The following is a 21,088-nucleotide window of genomic DNA, read 5'->3' as shown; positions in this document are numbered from 1 at the left end:
GCAAAATTTCTAAGTCATACATTGACTTTGGCAGATAGTTTTTGTTAAGGTACATTTACGACTACCGACGAACAGACGTTGTCAATCCACTAACAAAATGTTTTTAGACGTAAGTATTTTCTGATGAGAGAAATGCTTGAATACTTAATTAGGATTAACTATCTTTTCGAGTTCTATTTTTAAGACCTATGAAATCCTTATTTAAAATCACTCACTTCAAAATCTTTTCGTATTTATTGTTGGTAATTTCGGACTTATTTGTTTAGGTCAAGTTTTTGTTTTCTGGAAGGATGAGGAGTGGCTTGCTGTTTTATTGAACTGCGGTTTAGCTTATTTCCTTTTTGATTCTTTTCTTAACTTCCCTCCCATAACAAACTTTTTAAATGAATCGGTTACTACTCTCCTTCCTTAGGCCATTATCTTAAATAAATCAAAATAATAATATAAGCTACTAGTCAAAATATGCGATATAGTCAGTTTGCTTGATTAATTATTTTGACTAAAAAGAATTTTTTAACTAGCGCTATTCTTACTGTTTTTCTTTCAATCTGTCCTTTAGAAAATAGATCGCAATCTGTGAAGGATGCGTTGATGAGTGAGCCAAAATTAGAACAATCTAAAATAGGTGAAGGACTTACAAAACAAACAGCACCACAAGATAAAATTATAAGTCAAGGTGATTTTCTAAAAAATAGGGGTTACATTAATTTAAAAGGACCAAAGATAACTTTAAAACTTAAAGACGCAAATTCAGTAGAAATCCTAAAAGAAATTTCCAAAATAGGTGGTTATGGTTTTGTATTTGTTGAGGATGAAGGAAAAAAAACATCAAAATCTAATAATACTAATGAAAGAAAAGTTACTTTAGATTTGGACAACGAAGATTACTCAGTTTCTATAAATAGTATTTTACTTGCTGCAAGATTACAGGCTAAAAGACAAAATAATTTACTGCTTGTTGGTCCAAGTGTTCTTGGATTAAGTTTTGATTCTAAGCTTTCTAAAGTTTATAGATTAAATCAAGCTTCAGCTGACTCTGCAGCTGATTATCTTGCGAGCTTGGGAGCTGCAATTAATAAGGTGGAAATAATAACAACAAGTACTAAGACTGGAGGTTCTTCTAATTTTAATTCCCAAACTTCAATAACACAATCATTATCAAATGTAGAAACTTATTCAGCTTCAACTGGACCCCTTAAAGGTTTAACTGGTACTACAGATTCAAGATTAAACCAAATTACTTTAATTGGAGAGCCTAGTCTAATAGAAGTAGCAGAGAAATATTTAAAACAACTAGATGTTAGGCAAAGACAAGTTGCTTTATCTGTAAAAATTATTGATGTAAAATTAAGTGAGGAGGAAGGGTTAGATAAGAGTTTTTCCCTGAGAACAGGCAATACATTTATTATTAACAATAATGGTTCACTAGCTGCTGTATTTGGTTCATTACTTCCAGCTGCAAACATTTCTTCCGCAAGCCCAATAGATAACCCTGGGAAAGAATATCCTGATGGTGGATTTTATAGTAACCTTATTTCTAATATAAAATCTAGAAGCTCAAATACTTTAGCTAGTCCAACTCTTATCCTAAACGAAAGTTCAGATACCCTCAGTGGAGTCGGACGTTCAGCTGCAAATGAATCTTTTATATCTGTTGGTAGTAATGTAATCACTAATTTTACTTATAAAAAAGGTGAAGAAGGAGAATCAGATAAATGTACAGCTGCCTTTGAAACAGCAGGTTTAGAATTAGCTGCGAAAGTACATAAAATAGATGATAATGGTTATGTTACATTTTCACTTAGCCCCAATTTAACAGCAGTTAGTGATACATATAATAACCCAATGTGTGGAAATTATTATATATTAAATAAGCGAAAATTAGATACTGGTACAGTGCGAGTGAAAGATGGTCAGACATTAATATTAACTGGTGTTTTGCAAACTTTGGCATCGGAAACAACTTCAAAGCTTCCAATCCTTGGAGACATACCTTTAATTGGAAGTGTATTTAAATCTGAAGGTAAAAGTAATGAAAATAGAGAATTGATAATTATGGTTACACCAAACATAATTAATGATTCAATAGATACTAACGATCAAGCATATAATTTATCTCCAAAAATAAAAAGACATTTACAAGGGGAATAATATAATGAATTTAGGAAATTGGAAGGAGTTAGATTTATTAGAACAAAGAAGAAAGGAAAATAACCTAATTAGATCATCAAGTGAAAATATACAATCCATAAGAAGAAAAGGAAAAACCATAGCATTTATTACAATTATAATATCCATAATTAGCTATCTTTTTATATGGAATTATTCAAGAGAAAAGCAATCTATTGAAAAATTACTATTAGCCCAATCTAGAGAATATGATGGATTAGTAGCAATTCACAGAAAACTTCTTTTAGATGTAAAAAATAAATATAATAATAATAAGAATAAAGCTAAGACTCTTTTATCAAAGAAATCAGCAACCGCTATTCTTGAAAATATTAGGTTTTTAATTCCTCAAGTAATAGAATTAGAGGGTATAAAAATTAAAGACGAAATGCTTGAGATCTCTGGATCTGCTCCAGAGGAAGAAGGACTTAGAAATATTAATTCCTTTATGCTGAAGCTAAAAAAATCATCATTCTTTGATGAAAAGAGCATTAAATTAAAAAGAATATGGATTTTCATGTCTGCAAATAGTCAATATCCTCAAACAAAATTTATAATTGAACTTAAATTTAATAATCTAAATGAGACTGAATTAGAAAAGTATTTAATTAGATACAAAGCTTATGGCTTTGCTAATAGAGTAAAATATATTAGAAGAGAAGGACTTATAAAATGAGTGATAATCTTCTAAAAAATCGGAAAGGATTTATAAATCCCGAGAATGCCTCAATATTTATTCCAATATTATCTGGATTCTCAATATCAACTCTAGTATTTATTTTGGGCATTATTCCAAGAATAGAAATAATTAAAGTATCAAATAGTAATATAGATGTATTAAAAGAAAAAGTATCGTTAATAAAACTAATTGAGTCTAGAGTTGAAAAACTAAAAAAAACAAAGAATTTAATACAAGATCAGGAAAAAAGAATAAATAAAATTATAGTTGGCAGGATCAATTCAGATACAATCTTATCTAAGATTGAAATGATTGCTAATAATTATAATATTTCAATTAAAGAAATAAAGCCAAAAGAAAAGATTATACAATCTAATGTTAAAAGCTCAAATGATTCAATAATACTTCCTGGACAATTTACACAGGAATTTGAAATATCAATGGAAGGTATTTATCCTGATCTTGCAAAATTTATAAGTGCTCTAGAAAATATAGACTCATTGATAATTATTCAAGAGATTGAGATGAAAGATAATATCAGGAGATCAGATGTATTAGACGAAAGTTCAGATAATATGTCTCCCATGAGAATAACAATAAATGTTCATGGCAATTCCAATTAACACATAAAATGATATTTATTTATTCATTACTTGGCACAGCAATGTTATCAATGTCATTTGCTATCTTCGAATTATCATTTGGCATAAGGAGAATTCAACCCTATTATTCAACAAAGATTTCAGATTCATTAAAAATTTCTATTAATAATTATAAATTAAGTGAGAGGACCTTTCTCAATATCTTAAAAAATCATTCTGATAAATTAGGGAATGCTCAAGAAGCATGTTTAAAAATTGTTAGTGGAATAACGAATGATCCTAATAACTTTCCCGGGAGCAATGCTGAACACCAGGATCTTTACAACATTTTAAAGGATTATGATGAATTAATTAATTATAGATTGCATAATACTCAACCAACTCAACAAAATACATGTGCCTTGTATTCAGGAAATCATAGATTGATATTATTAAATAATCCCAGCTCTGATACTCCAGTAACTTTTTATTCATGTATATTAAAAGGAACTGAAAAATGTTTATTCGAGTACAATCTATAATAATATGTTTCAATCATTAATTGGGAGTATAATTGCATTATTGGCTACCACCAGTTTATTACTTGCAATTCAAGTCACTGAAACCATTATTCAAGGATCTATAAGATTCCCATTAACAAAAGATGAATTGGAAGTTATAAAGGGATCTGGAAGGATACTTGAGGTTAATACTTTAAATAACAACATTAAACAACTTCCACAAAAGCTGTGAAATTAATAAATCTTAGATCAAAAATAGTATCAAATGATTCAGGAATGACAATTATCGAAATGATTGTATCTATTTATATGTTGGTGCTATTTTTTACTGTTAGCATACTAATAACTGAATTAAGTATGAGATATCTTGGAAATAATGATAGGAACAGTAGAGTAAGCGGAATACCAAGAAATGCAATTAATGACCAATATAATCTTTCATTATTTCTCGATAGATACGCGAATATTCTTTCTCAACCTGCAATAAGCTTATCAAAAATGGCAGTAATAGAGTCATATAAAGAAGCCAATTTGCCAAAGGGTTGTTCATATACTCCAAATTTGACATGGCAACTCCCAGTAAGTAGTACCATTACTTCATCTGGCAATTGGACTCCTGCAGGATCAGGATATGCAATTTGCCTTCGTTCCACACCGCTTAGAGAGAGCTCTTTGTCAGACCTGATTGAAAACAATTCAAAAGCAAAGCCAGGAATCTATTTTTTATTAGGTCTAAATGATGAAATATCAACTACTAAAATTCCAATACGAAAGCTTTTCTGCCGTCCAAGTTCATTTTGTAATCATTAACAAATCATGCAAGAAACAACAACAGAAAATTTATTTTTTGGTTTAGATATTTCTCCTATAAATCATTATTTTGAAAAAATAAGAAAACAAATCACGAGCAGCCAACTAATTTTCGAATTTAAGAAGTCCTCGCTATATTATGGATTAGCAAAATTACAATCAGAAGAAGTTAACTTTTCCTATTTAAATAATATTGATATTGATGATGATAGTGCCATTGATAGAGGTGCCCCTACAAACCCCCAATTAATGGCTGGATTGTTAAAGAATATTATTTCAAGTGAAAAGATATTTGCTCATAAGGCAAGAGTTATAATTCCTCCAGAGGCAGCCTATACTAAAACATTATTTCTTCCAGCAAGTGTTATCGAAGAAGAAGTCAGAGAATATATATTAGACCCAAAAACTGAATATAAAATACCTGTTCCAATACGCCAGACTGATTTTTCATTGATCCCGAATTATCAATTAAGGAAAATTAATGGTCAACTACATAATGGTTTTTTTCTATCAAGTATTCCCAAAAAGATAACCAATCAAATCATTAAAACATTAGAACTTGCAGACTTGGATTTATGTGATATTGAATTAGCTTTTACATGCCATTCAAGATTATATTTTTCTGAAATAAGAAATTTGTTAGAAGATGAATATCTAATTGTTTTAGATTTAAATAGCGATTGTACCCATTTAACAATATATTCAACATACACTCATATGGATATTTCAAAAATTGCAGCTATTAAAAATCAGAACGAAGAGCAAGGTTCCAAAGACGATAGTGAAATAGATGAAAATATAAGTCTTTCAAAAATAGATATTCAGGTTATGTGTAATGAATTAGAAGTTAAAATGAATGATTTTCTAAAAATAAATATCAATGGTAAATGGAAAAAAATAATTCTTTGTGGGCCAAATAGCTTACATCCTAATCTAGCTAATTTATTACAATCAGAATACAATATACCTGTTAATGTTTTAGTTTCAAATCTTGCAAATCATGTAGGTCAAGTAGCTTTGCAGTATGGTAATGATATCCATAACTATTCAAATATTATTGGCTCAGGTTTAGGTTTAATTGATATTAATATTAGAAATAAAGGTTTAGAGCGTGAAATAATTAAAAAATCATTGCCCGATACTAGTGAAAATTCTTATCTACTAGAGTATTCAGCTACAAAAAATATTAAAGAAACTGTCTTTAGTCCAGAAAAGCAAGAAACAAGAATAGAAAATAAGCCAGTATTACAATCTACAGTAATTAATTCTAAAGAAACAAATATAGAGTTTGCAATAAATGAAGAAATTAATGAATTGAAGGTAAAAGCGATAAATCCATATAATCATAAAGAAGAAGAGCTCTTTGAAAGTATTACTAATAATTCATTTTCTCAACATAAAAAAGATAAACTTAAAGTAAGAGGAACTAATATTCAATTAAGAAAGGACCAGATAAATTCTCTAGATGATGAAGATGATTGGCCAAGTATTAATCTATCAGATAAAGATGAAGATTCAAAGATCGAAGAATCTATATCGAAAAAAAAAGGAGCAGATAATAATAAATCAGAAGTTAAATCGAATAATAAGGATATAGATGAAAGCAAATCAACCAAATATGAAAATAATGATTCACCTGAATTTGAGATGCCTGATTTTTAGTTTAAGATTTACTTGACTACGGTTATTATTTCAAACATTGGTAAATAAAGTGATACAACTATTGTTCCGACTATTCCTGCTATAACTATTATTACAGCAGGTTCCATTGCTTTTGTTAAAGATGAAACTGTATTTTCAACCTCTCTTTTATAGAACTTAGATAAGTTATCCAGCATAAACCCTAACTCTCCACTTTCTTCTCCAATTCGAACCATAGAGGCTACTAATTTAGGTAAAATATTACTTTCTTTTAAAGATAAACTAAGATCATTTCCTTGAGTTACTTCTATCACTGATGTTGCAATAATATCTTTTATGGCTTGATTCCCACTTGCCAAACGACATCTTTCTAATCCTTCTACTATTGGTATTCCAGCATTCATTAATGTTGATAATGTATCACAGAATGATGCTATTTCACTTCTTAATATTAGATCTCCAAATAATGGAATCCTAAGAATAAAATTATCTACCAATCTTTTCCCTGTAGTTGATGAGTAATACTGCTTAAATATATATAGTAATATTAAAATAAAGATGGGTGCTCCTATTAAGAATAAATTTGAAACAACTATTCTGGATAAAGCAAGCATAAATTTTGTTAATCCTGGTAACTCAGCATTAAAACTTTTGAACATTAGTTCAAATTTAGGGACAATAAATATTAAAAGTCCCAAGCTGACAGATATTGCCAATACAAGAATAATTACTGGATAAATTAATGCGCCAGTAATCTGGCTTTTGATCTTTTCCTGTTCTTCTATAAGTATTGCAATCCTCTCAAGTACTTTATCGAGTATGCCTCCAGCTTCTCCTGCTTTAATAAGTCCAATTGTTATCGGGGCAAAACATTTTGGATAATCATTAAGACATAAGGATAATTCATCGCCTGATTTTAATCTATCTGAAACTTTTAAAAGAACGGCTGAGAATTTTTCTGATCTTGTGTTTTCTCCTAGTAATTCTATACCTTGAGCTAGAGGTACTCCACTTTGAAGAATTACAGCCAATTGTCTAAAAAATATAAGTAGATCAGCTTGCTTAACTTTTACTGAACTTGAATCCTTTATATTTATAATTTTTCTTGAATTGGATAAACCTTTTTCTTCAATTGATTGTGATATTAGATTTGATTTATAGGAATACTTTGCCATAATTAATTAATATTTATTGCTTTAGGGTTTGAGGCCTTTGAGATAGCCTCGGCAGGTGTAATAAGATTTTGGTCAAGCAAACTTTGCAAACATTGCTCTAAAGTATTCATCCCTTCATTATTTCCTGTTTGAAGTTGAGAGTAAATTTGACTAACTTTCTTTTCTCTAATTAAATTTGAAATCGCATTAGTATTAACTAAAATTTCATATGCTAATGATCTTTTGCCCTTAGTATTTTTACATAATGTTTGAGACATTATACCCGCCAATGAAGTCGAGACTTGCAATCTAGCTTGTTCTTGTTGATCTGCAGGGAAGACATCTACAATTCTTTCTACTGTTTTGGCAGCTGAGGAAGTGTGCAATGTTCCTAAGACCAAATGTCCAGTTTCAGCGGCAGTAATAGCTAATTGAATAGTTTCAAGATCTCGCATTTCTCCAATATAAATAACATCAGGATCTTCTCTTAATGCTGCTCTAAGAGCAGTCGCAAATGAATCGGTATCTCTTTTTACTTCCCTCTGGTGAATAATAGATTGATTTGTAGAAGAAAATTGAAACTCTATGGGATCTTCAATAGTAAGGATATGCCGTCTTTGGGTTTCTAAAATACAATTAATAAACGCTGCGAGACTGGTCGACTTTCCAGAACCAGTTGGACCTGTGCAGAGAACTAAACCTCTATGTTTTTTTGATAAGTTTATAAATGCTTCTGGCAAACCTAGGTCAGACCATTTAGGAAGATTGTTAGGAAGCAATCTTAGAGTTAAACATCTTCTCTCATTAGCAACATATGCATTTATTCTCAGTCTAGATAAACCTTCAAGTCCGATTGAGGTATCTAAATCATTATCTTTATTGAATTGAGATAATTTTTCTTCTCCTAAGATCTCGAGAAGAAGAGCATCCATATCATTTGATCCTAGGACTTTATCGATTATTTTTATATCTGAATTACTCCTAATCGCTATAGGCGAATTTTCTTCTAAATGAATATCAGAAGAATTATAATTAATTGCATATTCAACTATTTTTCTTGCTATTGTCATTAATCTGATTAATTAAAAAAATCATTCTTCACTATTACATATTTTTTTTAGTTCTGATATAGTTGTTTGTTGATCTTGAATTAAATTAACGCAATAATCTTTTAAGGTTATCATCCCTTCTTGTTCTGCTAAGTCTTGAATTTCGGCATTTGATTTACGTGCCTTAATTGCTTCAGCTATTTTGCGATTAAGAATCATTAATTCATATACTCCTATCCTTCCTTTATAACCTGTGCCAGAACATCTCGAGCATAAGGATCCTTCTGCTTTTCTTTTTTCTTTTTCCTCACTATTTAAGACCGTAGCTTGCCTAATTGTTTGTCCTCTTTTAATTCCAAAATTATTTTCATATTCGCCAGCTATCTTTTGAGTACTGCATTCAGGACAAACTCTCCTAATTAATCTTTGAGCTAATATTGCTTTCAAAGAAGAGGTTAATTTATATGGAGGCACCTCCATATCCAATAACCTTGTTAAGGATGTAGAAGCACTCCTTGCATGCAAAGTGGTAAAGACAAGATGTCCAGTCTCAGCCGCATCCATTGAAGATTCAGCAGTTTCGGGGTCTCTAGTCTCACCAATAAGAATTACATCTGGGTCCTGGCGAAGAAATGTTCTTAATAAAAAACCAAAATTTTGCCCTTTTGCTTTAATAACTGGAAACTGTTGAATATCACCACCTAAATCATATTCAATAGGATCTTCAGCGGTAACAATATTTAATTCGCCATTGTCTTTTTCTCTTAAAGCTGCTGCTAAAGTTGTTGATTTACCTGAACCAGTTGGTCCTGAAACAATAATAATTCCATCAGGTTGGTTGATTGCATTTCTAAACCTAGTTCTAATTGTTTCATTAGAAATGAGTGACTCTAAATCTAATATTTCATTACTGCTATTTAATATCCTTAAAACGGTTTTCTCTCCAAATTTTGCTGGAGCAGTAGAACACCTGAATTGCATGGGAGTCCCTTCAAAAACTCTTCGAATCTTTCCATCTTGTGATGCTCTTCTTTCTGCAATATCCATTCCAGCCATGTTTTTCAGACAGGCTGTTAATTTAAGTCCAGCACTTCTAGGCATAGATATATATTTTTGAAGAACACCATCACTTCTTAATCTGACTTGAAAATTAGAACTATGAGGTTCAATATGTATATCTGAAACACCTGATCTGCATGATTTAATTAGTATCTGTGCTGCTGCGCGTTGAATTTTACTACCAAGCATTTCTATAGATAAATCAGGTTCACTTTCATCTTCATTTTCCTCATCATCAAATTCAAAACTATATTGATCGTATTCATCTTGACTATTTGAAGCCTCTTTAAGAGAATCCAACAACTCATCATCTGAGAAAGAAAAACTTTCTAATCCCTCACTACTAAATATTCTCTCTTTTGCCGCTTGATCAAGTAGATGCTCAATTTGCGAAGTATCTTTCTCTACAAACATACATTTATAACCTGATCTTGATGCTTTATTTTTAATAAATTCTCCAATGGTCCCTAAAAACGTAATATTTCCTACAGCAATTAATAGAACAGGTTTTTCAGGAGGTAATGATGGTTCTACACTTAATGGAATAATTAAATTATTCCTACACCATTGAAGAGAAAAATGTTCATCTATTAGATCTCTAATCCTGTCTATTTTATACATAATTAATAACAATCAAACCTTGGGCAATATGGAGGATAACCACTGCAAACTGTATGGTTGTTAATGGTTCCATGCCCACCATCTCCACAGTAGCCTGGAACTGGATTTCTTCCACATCCTGCAGGACAGGTAGGAGGAGGAGGGGGAGGAGGCGGAGGACCTTGTTTACAGTCATTATTAGCTTCGTAATCAGCTAAAGATAGATGTTTTTTACCATTACATAACCAAATAGAATCAGCACATACTCCTGGACCTGGGGAATGTGGAGGATTCCAGGCTCCATCTGGATCTTGATTACTAATCTTTTGGTCAAGATCTTGTTGACAATCATTTGATTTTTTTAAATCCTCGCAAGCTTTAATATCTGACTGAGAAGCTTTTTGTACTCCGTCACAAAAATAAAATGTTGTCCCCCCGCATTTCTGGATGGGGAAGGCCCCTGTCTTTTTGTCGTTTATTAAATCTTGTTTCTCTTCTCGACATTCTTGGGCATACTTTAAATCTAATTCTCGGTTGTAAGCGTCTTCTGAATACACTTCTCTTCCCTCAAAAGCATATGTATTTCCTTCACAAGGACCATCGGGAGATATCCATTTTTTTGCATCGTCTGGATTTGGTCCACTTGGGTTAGTTGTCAACCATGCATTGAAGGCTGAATTGCAATCTGCTCTATCCTCTGCCAGCTTTTTTGCAGCATTAATTTGATCTAATAAAGCTTGGCTTGCTGAGCAGTTAATGCCAGCCCAATTTTCACAAGAGCTTAAACTTTTTGTTCCACTTGGAAAACCAAATCGTGTAGATTTAAATTCTCCAGTTGAGACATCTTCAACCAAAGTAAATCCTAATTCAAATAAAATCTGATCATCAGATTGAATCGGGCTTAAGAAAAAGCTTGAACAAGTTGTGTCTGTAGGTTTTATTTTATAACCAATAGAAGAAATTCTCTTATCAGAAATCACATTGCTTGATGGTGATAGTTCAGATATTTCCTCTCCAGTTCTAATTGATTGTAAACAATCAGCCAAACTATTATTCAAAATAGATTTAACTTCATCAATTCTCGATAATTTAATTGTGTCGAAAACAATTGGTATGGATATAGAGGCTAGAGCACTTAAGATTGCTAGAACTACAGAAAGTTCTAGTATTGTAAATCCTGAATGATTTGCTGATCTTTCATTTTTCATTTTTCTTTCATCACTAAAGAATTTACTGAAAAAAGGAAAAGGTTCTAATAATCAATTTTAACCCTAGCAGGTAATACAGTTACTAAAAAAAAGGAATAGGAATTTACTAGAAACTATATAATAATCTCATAATTTAATTATGGCATTTATCCCCCTACTTGTTAAATGTATTGATCCTGTTTTAATGTCAATGTCTTTAACTAACCATCCCTTGGGAAGTAAATCAGTTTCAGTACCACCTATATCTCCTAATCTTAAAAATCCTGCTTTATCGTAATACTCTACATAGGCTAATTTATAATTAATAGTTCCAATAATTCCTTTTAATTGAAATCCAATAGGGGCATCTAGACTTAAAGGAGAGGAGAAAGGGTCGTGTCGACCTGCGAGAACTCCTTTGTGTACTTCTTCTTTTGAAGGAAGTACATCAAGGTCTATTGGTTTATTTTTAGCTGGGACCTTTATTCTTTCCATGGCATTTGGAGGAGGTAAAACCGTCTTGGGGATACGGCTAGGAGGGCTGGAGCAGCCAGATAGGATAACAATGAATGCCAGTCCACTTCTTTTTATTACTCCAAGATTTATTTTGATCAATTCATTTGGAAACATAATTATTTTCTATTTTAGCTTGAATTAACTATTTCTACTATTTAATCTAGCCTGGTATATTATTTATAAATATCTCCACCATAGAAATCTATCTAAGATATCAAGAAAGAAATTATTGCCTAACAACCAAACTGCTCCGAAACTTAAGCATATAAAGCTCCCAAGAGGAATTACACTTCCTCTCTTGTAAATACCTGATAATAATCCAAGTGTGCAAAACAAACCACTAGTTAATATTGTTAGCATTAGTACCAATTCAAGCCCTTCAAGACCTAACCACGAAGCTACCATTGCTGATAGCTTCGCATCACCAAGACCAATGGCAGGCTTATTTAAAATATTTTCCAACAAAAAAGCAAACAAGGCAATAATATAATAAGCAGCTATTGCATATAATCCGCATATAAGTGGGATTATCAGTTTACGGTAATCAAGACTTAAAATGGATGGTAAAGTATTAATTAAAATCCCAAGAAATATCCCCGATAATGTTAAACTATTTGGTAACCAAAAAAACTTTATATCAAAAATACTCAATATTAGTAAAATAGAAAATAATATACATCCTGAAGTAATAAGTATAGGTTTATAATCAATAATTGCACTTGTTGGCTTTGAAACTATGGCTAATAAAAACAAAACTGATGTAATAATTTCTATGGATGGATAAGTTATACTAACCTTGGCTTTGCAATACCTACATTTTCCAATTTGAATTAGCCAACTAAAAACAGGAATCAAGTCTATTAATGACAATTTTGCTTTACAACTAGGACAAGCACTTCTAGGCTTTACTATAGACTCATTCCTTGGCATGCGATAAAGAATTACATTTAGGAAGCTTCCGAAGCACAAGCCAAATAGTCCAAAGAAAAATAATTTCATAAGAAAACCTACAACAAATTCTTATTTATGAGACAGCCATATCTATCAAAATAAGCAAAGAGTATATTGCTGAGTGAATATTATAGTTTTATAGTATAGTTTGTATATCTAGGTAAAATTTTTCGCAATGCTTGCTTTTCAGCTTTATCTCAATAGCACTCGGACTAAAAAAGTATTAAGTAAAAAGCCTGGTGAGGAAGGCTTTTCACTAATTGAATTAGTCGTAGTTGTAGCGGTTCTAGCTATTCTTGCTGCAATAGCTATTCCTTCTTTCACTAGTCTTAACGCAGAGGCAAGAGTAGCAGGAGCGAAAACCACTCTTGCTAATGTTGTAAAAGAGTGTGCGGTTAAAATTCTTGATTCAAATCCAAACAACCAAACATATGAAGCAATTAATTACCAACCAAATGGATACTTACCTGTTGCAAGTGCCTCTGGAGATACGGTTAATACAGGTACATGTGGAGATGCGAACATATACTCTTTAGTCCCTGTAAACAACTCATCAGGTCAAACTGATCTTCCTACCTTTTTCTACGCAGCTCAACCAGGAGCAGGCCAACCAGCAAAGACATGTGCAATGGGAACTAATACATCTTCTGCTAATAATGCTTTAGGCTGCAATCTTACTGAATTTACTGCTGATGAGATCGCTGATGGAGCAGAAGTTGGCTCTGGAACATGGTAATTAAAAATTAAATACAGTCAATCAAATACAATCAATTTAATTGTTGTTTAAAATGTAGCAATTAAATTGATTTTTTATTAGAGAGTAATGATAAAAAATTTCCCTCCTAAAAGTATATTTGGCTTCAAGATACTAAATACCTTTCAATCTATTATTTTTGCATATATATTTTTAATTTCTTATTTAATTCTTATACCATTTTTTCAAAATACAAATTATTATATTTGGTCTCAAAGCTTATTCATTTTAATTATTAACTTAACTATCTTAATATTAATAGTAAACTCATTTCTTCAAAATCAAAGAAGAATATCATTTTGTGTGTTTCTAAATTTACCAATGTTGTTTTTTATTCCTGTAAGTTTAAGAGATATCTACTACGCAATTAAAGATATTACTAATTGGATCATAATCATAAAATAATCCCTTTTTCTATTAACCTAATAAGTTATTTAATTTCACTTCAACTTAGTACTTGTCTGTTTATCTTTTTACGATGTTATGGTTTCGGACCTTCTTTTGAGAACAATTTGGCTGTTTAGGAATAAATATTTATAAGTATTAATCAGTCCCAAATTCCCCAGTCCTACATGAGGGAACCTTGTTAGTAGTGAGTTTGCTTTTATCTTTGGATCGCACCAGCGGAATCTTCTGTCCATTTGTGATTTATTGCATCATTAAAAAACCTCCTTTTAGTGGAGGATTTTTTATTTCTTAGACTTGAGCTGGCAGTTGCTAGATGGGCTATGTAGTCAATTTAATGGAATGATTATAGTCTATTTTTTCTCTTCGCTCTTTACTTTCTCAGCATGTTCTCTAGGGATCTTGTCAATTACATTTTTTTACCACACTGAACTCATCTTTTATCCTACCCACACAATCTAAAAAGATTCCCATAATGCCTCACATTCTTTTGTGTCTACTTTTTTAGAAATGCTTATTGAATAATTTTTTTATTAAACCCTTTAAATCTTTTTATTCAGAAGACCAACTCCGATTTATCTTTAGAGGATTACGTCCTCTTTTTTTATGGGAGAAGCTAAAAGAAGAAAAGAATTGGGACTCCCTCCAAGAGAAAAACCTGTTGAAATAAATTTGCCCGTACTTGATAAAGAAAATATTCAAAAAAAGGTTAGGTCTTTTTTGTATAAAAATCCAATTGTTCCATTTGTTTTTTATGGCCTTGTACTTGGAGCTTTTGGATGGGGGCTATATAACCTCGTGAAAGGCTATCAATTAATTCAGTCATAATCCCTAGAAAAAAATGTTGGGGTGTTTACCTGTCACGCAATAGAATTCTGTAAATTGGACAGAAGCACCATTAAAAGTGAAAGTTTCTGGCGAGCAGGAAAAGCTGGATTCCACCAGGCTGGGTAGCTTCCTCCAGTCCCACCTCCTGAAGTGAGGCATTCTGTAAGTAATACTTCCAGGGAAAAAAAGTATATAACGCAAGAGTTCGAAGCTCGTTGACATATATGAACACTCGTCTATCAAATAAGCTATTTTATAATAGTTTTTCGAATTATTCAGCTTTCTTTTTGTTCTACTTTAAAAAAATTTCTTTTTCGTATTAACCACTTGAATGTGTCTGACTTGTCGTTTTAACAAGGAAAATTTGAAAGTTTTTATGGTATTCATTTATCGTTTGATTAACAAAAGTATTTTAACTTAATAAGTAAATTTAAGGTTTCAACAAAGGTTGTTGAATATGTTCAAAACGACTACCCACGTCATGGCATGTGGGATCACCATAGGCTCTTACTTTAAGAAATTGCGATAGAGAGCAGAATCTTGTGTTGCTTAAATAGTTATGCAGGATTTCTCTGAGTAGCTACGACTGAACTGCTCTTTAATACATAAACATTTAACAGTAAAAGCAATATGAGGATTTATGAAATACTACTGGAATGATCCTTTAGTGGGTGATGTGTAGTGGCTTTTGTTTTTGGATGTTGGCTCTTGTCATTGAATTATTCCTGCAACATTCAATAAATTTCTTTCTTTTCTTAAATAGGTATGGATATCAACTATCACTCGCTTATTGATTTTGTTCTTGTATCAGGTGCATTATCTTTTTGATTTGATCGCAGAATTAATAAAAGAATGATTCCACTCCTCGCATCCTCTCCATAAGCTAACTTACTATTGATAATGATGGTGGTTTTTTTAATTTTAGAATGTTTTTTCTTGGATCGATTAGTATCGTACTTTTCTCCAAAAAAAGCATTAATCAGAAACGAAAAAAAGATGAATGAGCCTGAATTTCTAAGAGTTAAACCTGGAGATACTGTGCTTGTTGGAGAAGATGAGATTGCGAACTACACTCACAAGTTGGAAGAGCAAGAGCCCAGATGCCTCTACACTTTACCAGTCGCAAACATTGATTCAGGCGAAATTAAATTTGTTCATGGTGAGGAAGTGAAACAAATTCTGTCTAAGCGTGAAAAGCGGTTAAAAATAATGTTTAAGCACTTTTGACTAAATGCCCTTTAATAAGCCTATTCCAGATTCTGTGATTAATTACTGGAAAAATGTATTCAATAATTTTCGGTCGAAATTTAGTGATACCAAAAAAGCTAACTAGTCATGGATCCAATACAAGTCTTGGGCCTAAAGGATATTAGGATAGAAGTTCAAGTCAAAGCTGAAAATACGGCAGGTCAGTTGTTGGTTAAAAATACCCATGCAGGAGAACAGTATGTAAGAGGAATGTCTAAGACTGCTAAAAAACACTACATAAATAGGAAGGATTGTCCTGCCAAAAATCATTTTCTAGGTCTACCAAAGTGGAGCAGAGAGGATGCTGTAAAAGCTTTTGATACTTATCTATGGTCTCAACATCAAAAAGATAGAATAGAGAAACCCCTCAAGGATTGGTTTGATGCCAGAGTAAAAGAGCTAATGGCGGGACACAATATAGACCTTATTGATGACATTGATTGTGTAAATGGTAATGATGATTCTCATGGTTTTACTCTGAAAAATTATATTGAATATTTAGCTAAAGAAATCTAGTCCTAACCTCCGAAGATGAAAAATAATTGGAATGAGCTTAAAAGGATATTTCTATCTGAGCAGTTTTTGTAGTGACTTCTTTAATAGATTTTTATAGTTACGCCAAAGTCAAAGAGATTCTGTATTCATAAGTTTAACTAATTCACGAAAACCCCACCTTTAAACTGTCACGTGTCTGGGTATTTTTTCTTATTTTAATGATATCTTTCCACATTCACCTGCGAGTACAAGGTCAAATGGCTCAGCGAATTAACGTTGTATTAAATTCAATCCCATCTGGATGCAGAGATTTAGCTGAATTTGCTTTCTTCTGTTGCGTTGGTTTTACTTTTGGGAGCTTAGGACTCATATGATTTCATTGAATAGGCCATTATAGGATTAAAAAAACCAAAGAATATTCCATTAACCAAGTTGCAAACCTAGGTTTCTTGCTTGATTCCTCATTTTCATGCACTGGGCTAACACTTTTAGAGCTACAAGACTAATTTCTCTATCATTACTACCCGACCGACCTATTCAAGACACGTTTTTTGTCTTTGTATAATTTGAGTTATAAAACCTGTTTTTTTTTGGAAAAAATCATGAGTAATTAAATTGTTTTTAATTCTTTGCTTGAATAAATCGATTACACTGTTTTTCTAGTATGTGGATTTTTCAAATATTCAGTAGAATCAAAAAGTTTAGTAATCATAGAATAGATGGCTTGTATATCCTATTGATACAAAACCTATCAATGAATTAATTTCTTTGCTGATATTTTTCATTGGACTAGATATAGAGCTAAAGCTACCTATCAATCATTTTGCATTATATTTTTTGTGAAAACTTCAGTGCAATGGTTTTAATTTTAATGCTGTGAAATTTACTTAGGAATGTTTTTTTAGGGGTAACAGCAGTGGCAGCCATTTAGAAATTTATATAGTTAACCAGATATAAACCATAGATAAAACTTACTTAATGTTGAGAACCTCTTCGATAGATGTTAGTACCAATTCGTCTTTTCTTATTTGCATGTGGGACTAATACCACCAGATTTGGTTTAGATAAGAATTTTCAAGCATAAACGCTTTATGAAATGCAGATTATTGATCTGTTCACATTTTTTCTTGTTGTTCCCATCACTGCGGATTCTTTCGATGTGAATGAGGCAGAATAAGGATGTGATAGCAGGGGTAAGGAAGGAGGCACTTATCTCATTTGGAAAAAAGACTGAAAAAAATAGATGGTGGGTTGCCAAAGAAATGGAATAAAATTTTTTCTAAGAAGATTTTGTCAAACGTATCTATTCAGCAATCAATTTATTGGGTTGGAATAGCAAGTCAAAATTGTAAAAGTTCTTGCTAAAAACGAGATTATTGGGAAGAGATATCAATACATAATTAAAAGGACTTTTCTTTTTAAGCCATAGAACTTTTTTTACATATTAGATTAAAATCAATCAATATAATGGAAGAAGAGTTTCAACTAGATGACTGAACAAATTGAAGTGTTTGGACAATTTGATGTCAGGAGAGATGATGTGACTAGTAAAAGTGAAATGGGACTGACTGGAAAGATTTCAATTGATAAAGCTCGAATAACCAATACATTTGGCGGAGATCAATTAGATGCTGCTTTGGACGCAGTTAAGAATAAAAAAACATATGTCAGAGGTTATGAGAATCAATCTAAAAAATTTTATATTAGTAGAAAAGACTGCCCCGTAAGAAATTTTTGTGAGGAATTGGCAGGGCCCCATAAAAGAACAGAAGCGATACAAATGTTTGATGCATTGTTCTGGGGGTCTTGGATTGCTTGTAATCAGATGCCAGAGCAAGCAAAAGAATGGCTAGATGCGAGAGTTAGGGATTATAAAGATGGAATTAAGATGGATTTTATATGTGATTGTCGAAGATTTAGAGCTAATGATGCTGATAAGACTCAGGCAAGCGAGATGACTAGGGCAGAATATCCCTTTGATTGTCATGGCTATACAATCAAGAAATACATTGAAGAGCAGGCAAAGTAATTAACTAATATTTTTTAATTATTTAATTACTTTTTAAAAACCTGAATGATTAAATTTTAAATGTTTGTCGTGATTTGAAAGATTACCTAGATAGTTTTTTATCACTTTTGATTCAAGTCAAATATATTCCCCCATCACTCTTTTTTCTATAGATGACTTGAGCTAAGGTACTAATCTTTTCGCTACATCCTTTAGAGACATTTTTCAGTTTTGCTTTCAATTAAGCACCTTAAGAAAACCAAATTCCACCATTCTTGCTTGCTTCAAAGAAACACTCGTTTTGCTCCTTAGTATCCTCAATCAAATTTTTGGACTTGTTAATCTCTACTGGTTGATTATTGTGAGATTTTGCTTTCATAGGCCATAGCCTAAATAGCAATGATCTTGTTCTTGCTCTAGCAAATGAAACCATTGATCAAGAGTCCTATAGATTAGTGGTAGCTTATTAGCTTCCTATTTTTTTTATAGCCTTAAAAAAGAGATTACCTATTACATATGTTATGAGATAAAGATTAGTTTGGCTGGAGCTCCAACTGATGGTGTGAATTCTCTTTATTTGTTTTTACCCATATTATCCCTCTTTTGCCCTAGTTTTCTTAAAGTAACTTTGCTTAGAGCAAGCAGATGAGTTGAGCAAAATCAGCTAGAAAGAGTTAATGAAATTCTTTTTACCTATTTACCAAGATCTTAATGATTACTTTGCTGTAAGAACTAAGACTATGTCCCGTATAGCCATAGCTGACATTATGGATAATAGTATGCTCATAAGATGGTACGGCAAAATTTTTGATAGCTATTTACTTCTGAAAGACTTGAAAGGTTTTGGATATTTTGAATCTGATTACTCGCATGGATATGTACAAGCTTCCTTTCGATTTAACAAGCTTGCACTCCAAGTAATTCGCTTTCAATTAGACCTGCGTGGACTTGATAGAAAAAATACCAGAGAGATATCTATTATTGAACAAGTTTTGAAAGCCTGATTAAATTCCCTACCGCTAAACTCTAGGAATGAAGATGTGAAATATGTTGATGTTTTATATGCCTCTGATAGATTGACATTCGTACAGAAACCTAACAAAATTTCAACTTTAAACATTGTTTCTTCATTTTTTTATGAATACCCTAATTTTTCAACCTCTAGCTTTATTTTTGAAGAATTTGAAAAGAAAAATTTGAAGTTCTTTGGTTGCTTAGTTAAGGATTATGTGAGTGAAATTAGTTTGTAAAAATCAATGATTATAAAGCTCATATGTTACTTAATATCACCGATATGGATAGATTTGGATCATTCTTAGAAAGTGATGAAGCTAAAGAATTCTATAAAAGAAATAATTGTAAAGATACATTATATGTTCTTGATCTTATTGAATAATTTAATTCGCTGGAGGTTGAAGAGATCTTTTCAGCTAAAAATTTATGAAGATATTAAAATCTTTTTTTTTTCAATTTATTGCTGCCCTTATAGGATTCTTCTTGACATGTAATTCTGAGAAGCAGAAAAAAATGAATCATAATCACTCAACTGATAAACAAATCAAACATTTCTGTTTAGGGATTCAAACCGAAAAAGTGAATTTTAAAATAGCCATCTACAATTTATGGTGAGTTAACTTCTTTCTTTTATTGAGGCTAATCATTTAGAAGTAATGTTGGAACTTTGTACAATTTTTATAGTTAAAGATTTTATCTCATTAGATCTATTAGCAAGTAAGCGATAGCTTATTATTTATAAAGGGATTATTCAATTTGCAGATTACTTTATTCGTTAAGTTCAATCTTTTAACCAAATCACGACAGCACCTCCTTGCCCTCTGGCTGAAAGCAACGCGCCATTTTCTTCTAATGCAATGAGAGCAAAAAATGACCTCTCCTTTTTTTTTGATACTTGAAGAGATCTTCTCAACAAGATATTTGATCCAGATTTGACTTCAATTAGTTTCAAAAAGAATGGAAATATAGGTTGTTTTCCTTTTAAATAACCAAAACCAGAAAATTCCATGCTGAAAAGGCCAAATCGGATGGATGCGATAACAGAAAATTTTGATGAAGCCTCAGTTGATATGTCCTTTTTAAACTCAATGTTTGCAGAGAAGACTCTAAGCAATGAACTGAAAATAAGGTCTTCTTCGTTGATTTCTTTTTTCCATACAGAGACAAACTTCCAATTTCCTATAAGTGAATCAAATTCAATTCCACTCCCTTGATTCTTTGCCTGTTTTTCCAGTTCAAGAAGCTTTTTTTTATCAGGGAGTTTGATAGAAGTCTTTCTTATAAGTTTTTCTTTATTGGCACTTTTTAACAGGGGAGATTTATTTTTGCCACCTTGAAGCAAAAACAGAAGTGGTATTACTGCAATTGCTAATACTGCATCAATTAAGAGGAATGTAGTTATATTCATTTCTCGGAATT

At 31.7% G+C, this 21,088-nt stretch carries 21 protein-coding genes; 13 read left to right on the top strand and 8 right to left on the bottom strand.

Annotation, left to right across the window (positions count from 1 at the left end; genetic code table 11):
• Positions 1-591: 591 nt before the first annotated feature.
• From AC6EIZ_RS03165 to AC6EIZ_RS03135, 7 genes are read left to right on the top strand one after another with little or no spacing between them, the layout of a single operon-like run.
• Complete coding sequence (locus AC6EIZ_RS03165) at positions 592-2,151, top strand: type II secretion system protein GspD (protein WP_498512302.1); 1,560 nt, start codon at positions 592-594, stop codon at positions 2,149-2,151.
• Positions 2,152-2,155: 4 nt separating this feature from the next.
• A complete protein-coding gene (locus AC6EIZ_RS03160; RefSeq protein ID WP_498512300.1) occupies positions 2,156-2,845 on the top strand; it encodes a hypothetical protein in 690 nt (229 codons plus the stop codon).
• Positions 2,842-3,471, top strand: a complete 630-nt coding sequence (locus AC6EIZ_RS03155; protein ID WP_498512298.1) for a hypothetical protein — start codon at positions 2,842-2,844, stop codon at positions 3,469-3,471. Before AC6EIZ_RS03160 ends, AC6EIZ_RS03155 begins: the two co-directional genes overlap by 4 nt.
• A gap of 8 nt (positions 3,472-3,479) precedes the next feature.
• Entirely contained in the window at positions 3,480-3,971 is a 492-nt protein-coding gene (locus tag AC6EIZ_RS03150) for a hypothetical protein (protein WP_498512297.1), read from the top strand.
• Between the two features lie 4 nt (positions 3,972-3,975).
• On the top strand, positions 3,976-4,182 hold the full coding sequence (locus AC6EIZ_RS03145; RefSeq protein ID WP_498512295.1) for a hypothetical protein: 207 nt from the start codon (positions 3,976-3,978) through the stop codon (positions 4,180-4,182).
• A complete protein-coding gene (locus AC6EIZ_RS03140; RefSeq protein WP_498512293.1) occupies positions 4,179-4,760 on the top strand; it encodes a hypothetical protein in 582 nt (193 codons plus the stop codon). The genes AC6EIZ_RS03145 and AC6EIZ_RS03140 overlap by 4 nt, the downstream gene beginning before the upstream one ends.
• A gap of 6 nt (positions 4,761-4,766) precedes the next feature.
• Positions 4,767-6,422, top strand: a complete 1,656-nt coding sequence (locus AC6EIZ_RS03135; protein WP_498512291.1) for a hypothetical protein — start codon at positions 4,767-4,769, stop codon at positions 6,420-6,422.
• 8 nt (positions 6,423-6,430) lie between these two features.
• Here AC6EIZ_RS03135 and AC6EIZ_RS03130 read toward each other — a convergent pair whose 3' ends face one another.
• From AC6EIZ_RS03130 to AC6EIZ_RS03105, 6 genes are all read right to left on the bottom strand, one after another.
• A complete protein-coding gene (locus AC6EIZ_RS03130; RefSeq protein ID WP_498512289.1) occupies positions 6,431-7,576 on the bottom strand; it encodes a type II secretion system F family protein in 1,146 nt (381 codons plus the stop codon).
• 2 nt (positions 7,577-7,578) lie between these two features.
• Positions 7,579-8,625 carry a type IV pilus twitching motility protein PilT gene (locus AC6EIZ_RS03125; RefSeq protein WP_498512287.1) on the bottom strand — a complete coding sequence of 349 codons (1,047 nt, stop codon included), beginning with the start codon at positions 8,623-8,625 and terminating at the stop codon, positions 7,579-7,581.
• Between the two features lie 21 nt (positions 8,626-8,646).
• Positions 8,647-10,284 carry a GspE/PulE family protein gene (locus tag AC6EIZ_RS03120; RefSeq protein ID WP_498512285.1) on the bottom strand — a complete coding sequence of 546 codons (1,638 nt, stop codon included), beginning with the start codon at positions 10,282-10,284 and terminating at the stop codon, positions 8,647-8,649.
• A gap of 2 nt (positions 10,285-10,286) precedes the next feature.
• Positions 10,287-11,471: a type IV pilin protein gene (locus tag AC6EIZ_RS03115; protein WP_498512283.1), complete on the bottom strand. Its 1,185-nt coding sequence runs from the start codon at positions 11,469-11,471 to the stop codon at positions 10,287-10,289.
• A gap of 126 nt (positions 11,472-11,597) precedes the next feature.
• Positions 11,598-12,080, bottom strand: coding sequence for a hypothetical protein (locus AC6EIZ_RS03110; protein ID WP_498512281.1), 483 nt, complete (start codon positions 12,078-12,080; stop codon positions 11,598-11,600).
• 63 nt (positions 12,081-12,143) lie between these two features.
• Complete coding sequence (locus AC6EIZ_RS03105; protein WP_498512279.1) at positions 12,144-12,896, bottom strand: prepilin peptidase; 753 nt, start codon at positions 12,894-12,896, stop codon at positions 12,144-12,146.
• Positions 12,897-13,092: 196 nt separating this feature from the next.
• On the opposite strand from AC6EIZ_RS03105, the gene AC6EIZ_RS03100 reads away from it, so the two are divergent.
• From AC6EIZ_RS03100 to AC6EIZ_RS03080, 5 genes are all read left to right on the top strand, one after another.
• The gene (locus AC6EIZ_RS03100; protein ID WP_498512277.1) at positions 13,093-13,653 is read left to right on the top strand and encodes a prepilin-type N-terminal cleavage/methylation domain-containing protein; all 561 of its coding nucleotides are present in this window, start codon (positions 13,093-13,095) and stop codon (positions 13,651-13,653) included.
• 1,029 nt (positions 13,654-14,682) lie between these two features.
• Complete coding sequence (locus tag AC6EIZ_RS03095; protein WP_498512275.1) at positions 14,683-14,904, top strand: DUF2839 family protein; 222 nt, start codon at positions 14,683-14,685, stop codon at positions 14,902-14,904.
• Between the two features lie 996 nt (positions 14,905-15,900).
• On the top strand, positions 15,901-16,131 hold the full coding sequence (locus tag AC6EIZ_RS03090) for a DUF3104 domain-containing protein (protein ID WP_498512273.1): 231 nt from the start codon (positions 15,901-15,903) through the stop codon (positions 16,129-16,131).
• Between the two features lie 108 nt (positions 16,132-16,239).
• Entirely contained in the window at positions 16,240-16,668 is a 429-nt protein-coding gene (locus AC6EIZ_RS03085; protein WP_498512271.1) for a hypothetical protein, read from the top strand.
• Between the two features lie 1,468 nt (positions 16,669-18,136).
• Positions 18,137-18,676, top strand: coding sequence for a hypothetical protein (locus tag AC6EIZ_RS03080; RefSeq protein ID WP_498512269.1), 540 nt, complete (start codon positions 18,137-18,139; stop codon positions 18,674-18,676).
• Positions 18,677-18,905: 229 nt separating this feature from the next.
• Here AC6EIZ_RS03080 and AC6EIZ_RS03075 read toward each other — a convergent pair whose 3' ends face one another.
• Positions 18,906-19,088, bottom strand: a complete 183-nt coding sequence (locus AC6EIZ_RS03075) for a hypothetical protein (RefSeq protein WP_498512268.1) — start codon at positions 19,086-19,088, stop codon at positions 18,906-18,908.
• Between the two features lie 244 nt (positions 19,089-19,332).
• On the opposite strand from AC6EIZ_RS03075, the gene AC6EIZ_RS03070 reads away from it, so the two are divergent.
• Positions 19,333-19,659, top strand: coding sequence for a hypothetical protein (locus AC6EIZ_RS03070; RefSeq protein WP_498512267.1), 327 nt, complete (start codon positions 19,333-19,335; stop codon positions 19,657-19,659).
• 791 nt (positions 19,660-20,450) lie between these two features.
• On the opposite strand, the gene AC6EIZ_RS03065 is transcribed toward AC6EIZ_RS03070, so the two are convergent.
• Positions 20,451-21,077, bottom strand: a complete 627-nt coding sequence (locus tag AC6EIZ_RS03065) for a hypothetical protein (protein ID WP_498512266.1) — start codon at positions 21,075-21,077, stop codon at positions 20,451-20,453.
• Positions 21,078-21,088 lie beyond the last annotated feature (11 nt).

This window comes from Prochlorococcus sp. G4PB16 (genome assembly GCF_059772465.1).
Note: the sequence above shows the minus strand (reverse complement) of the source record. Positions and strands in the feature narration are given on the sequence as shown.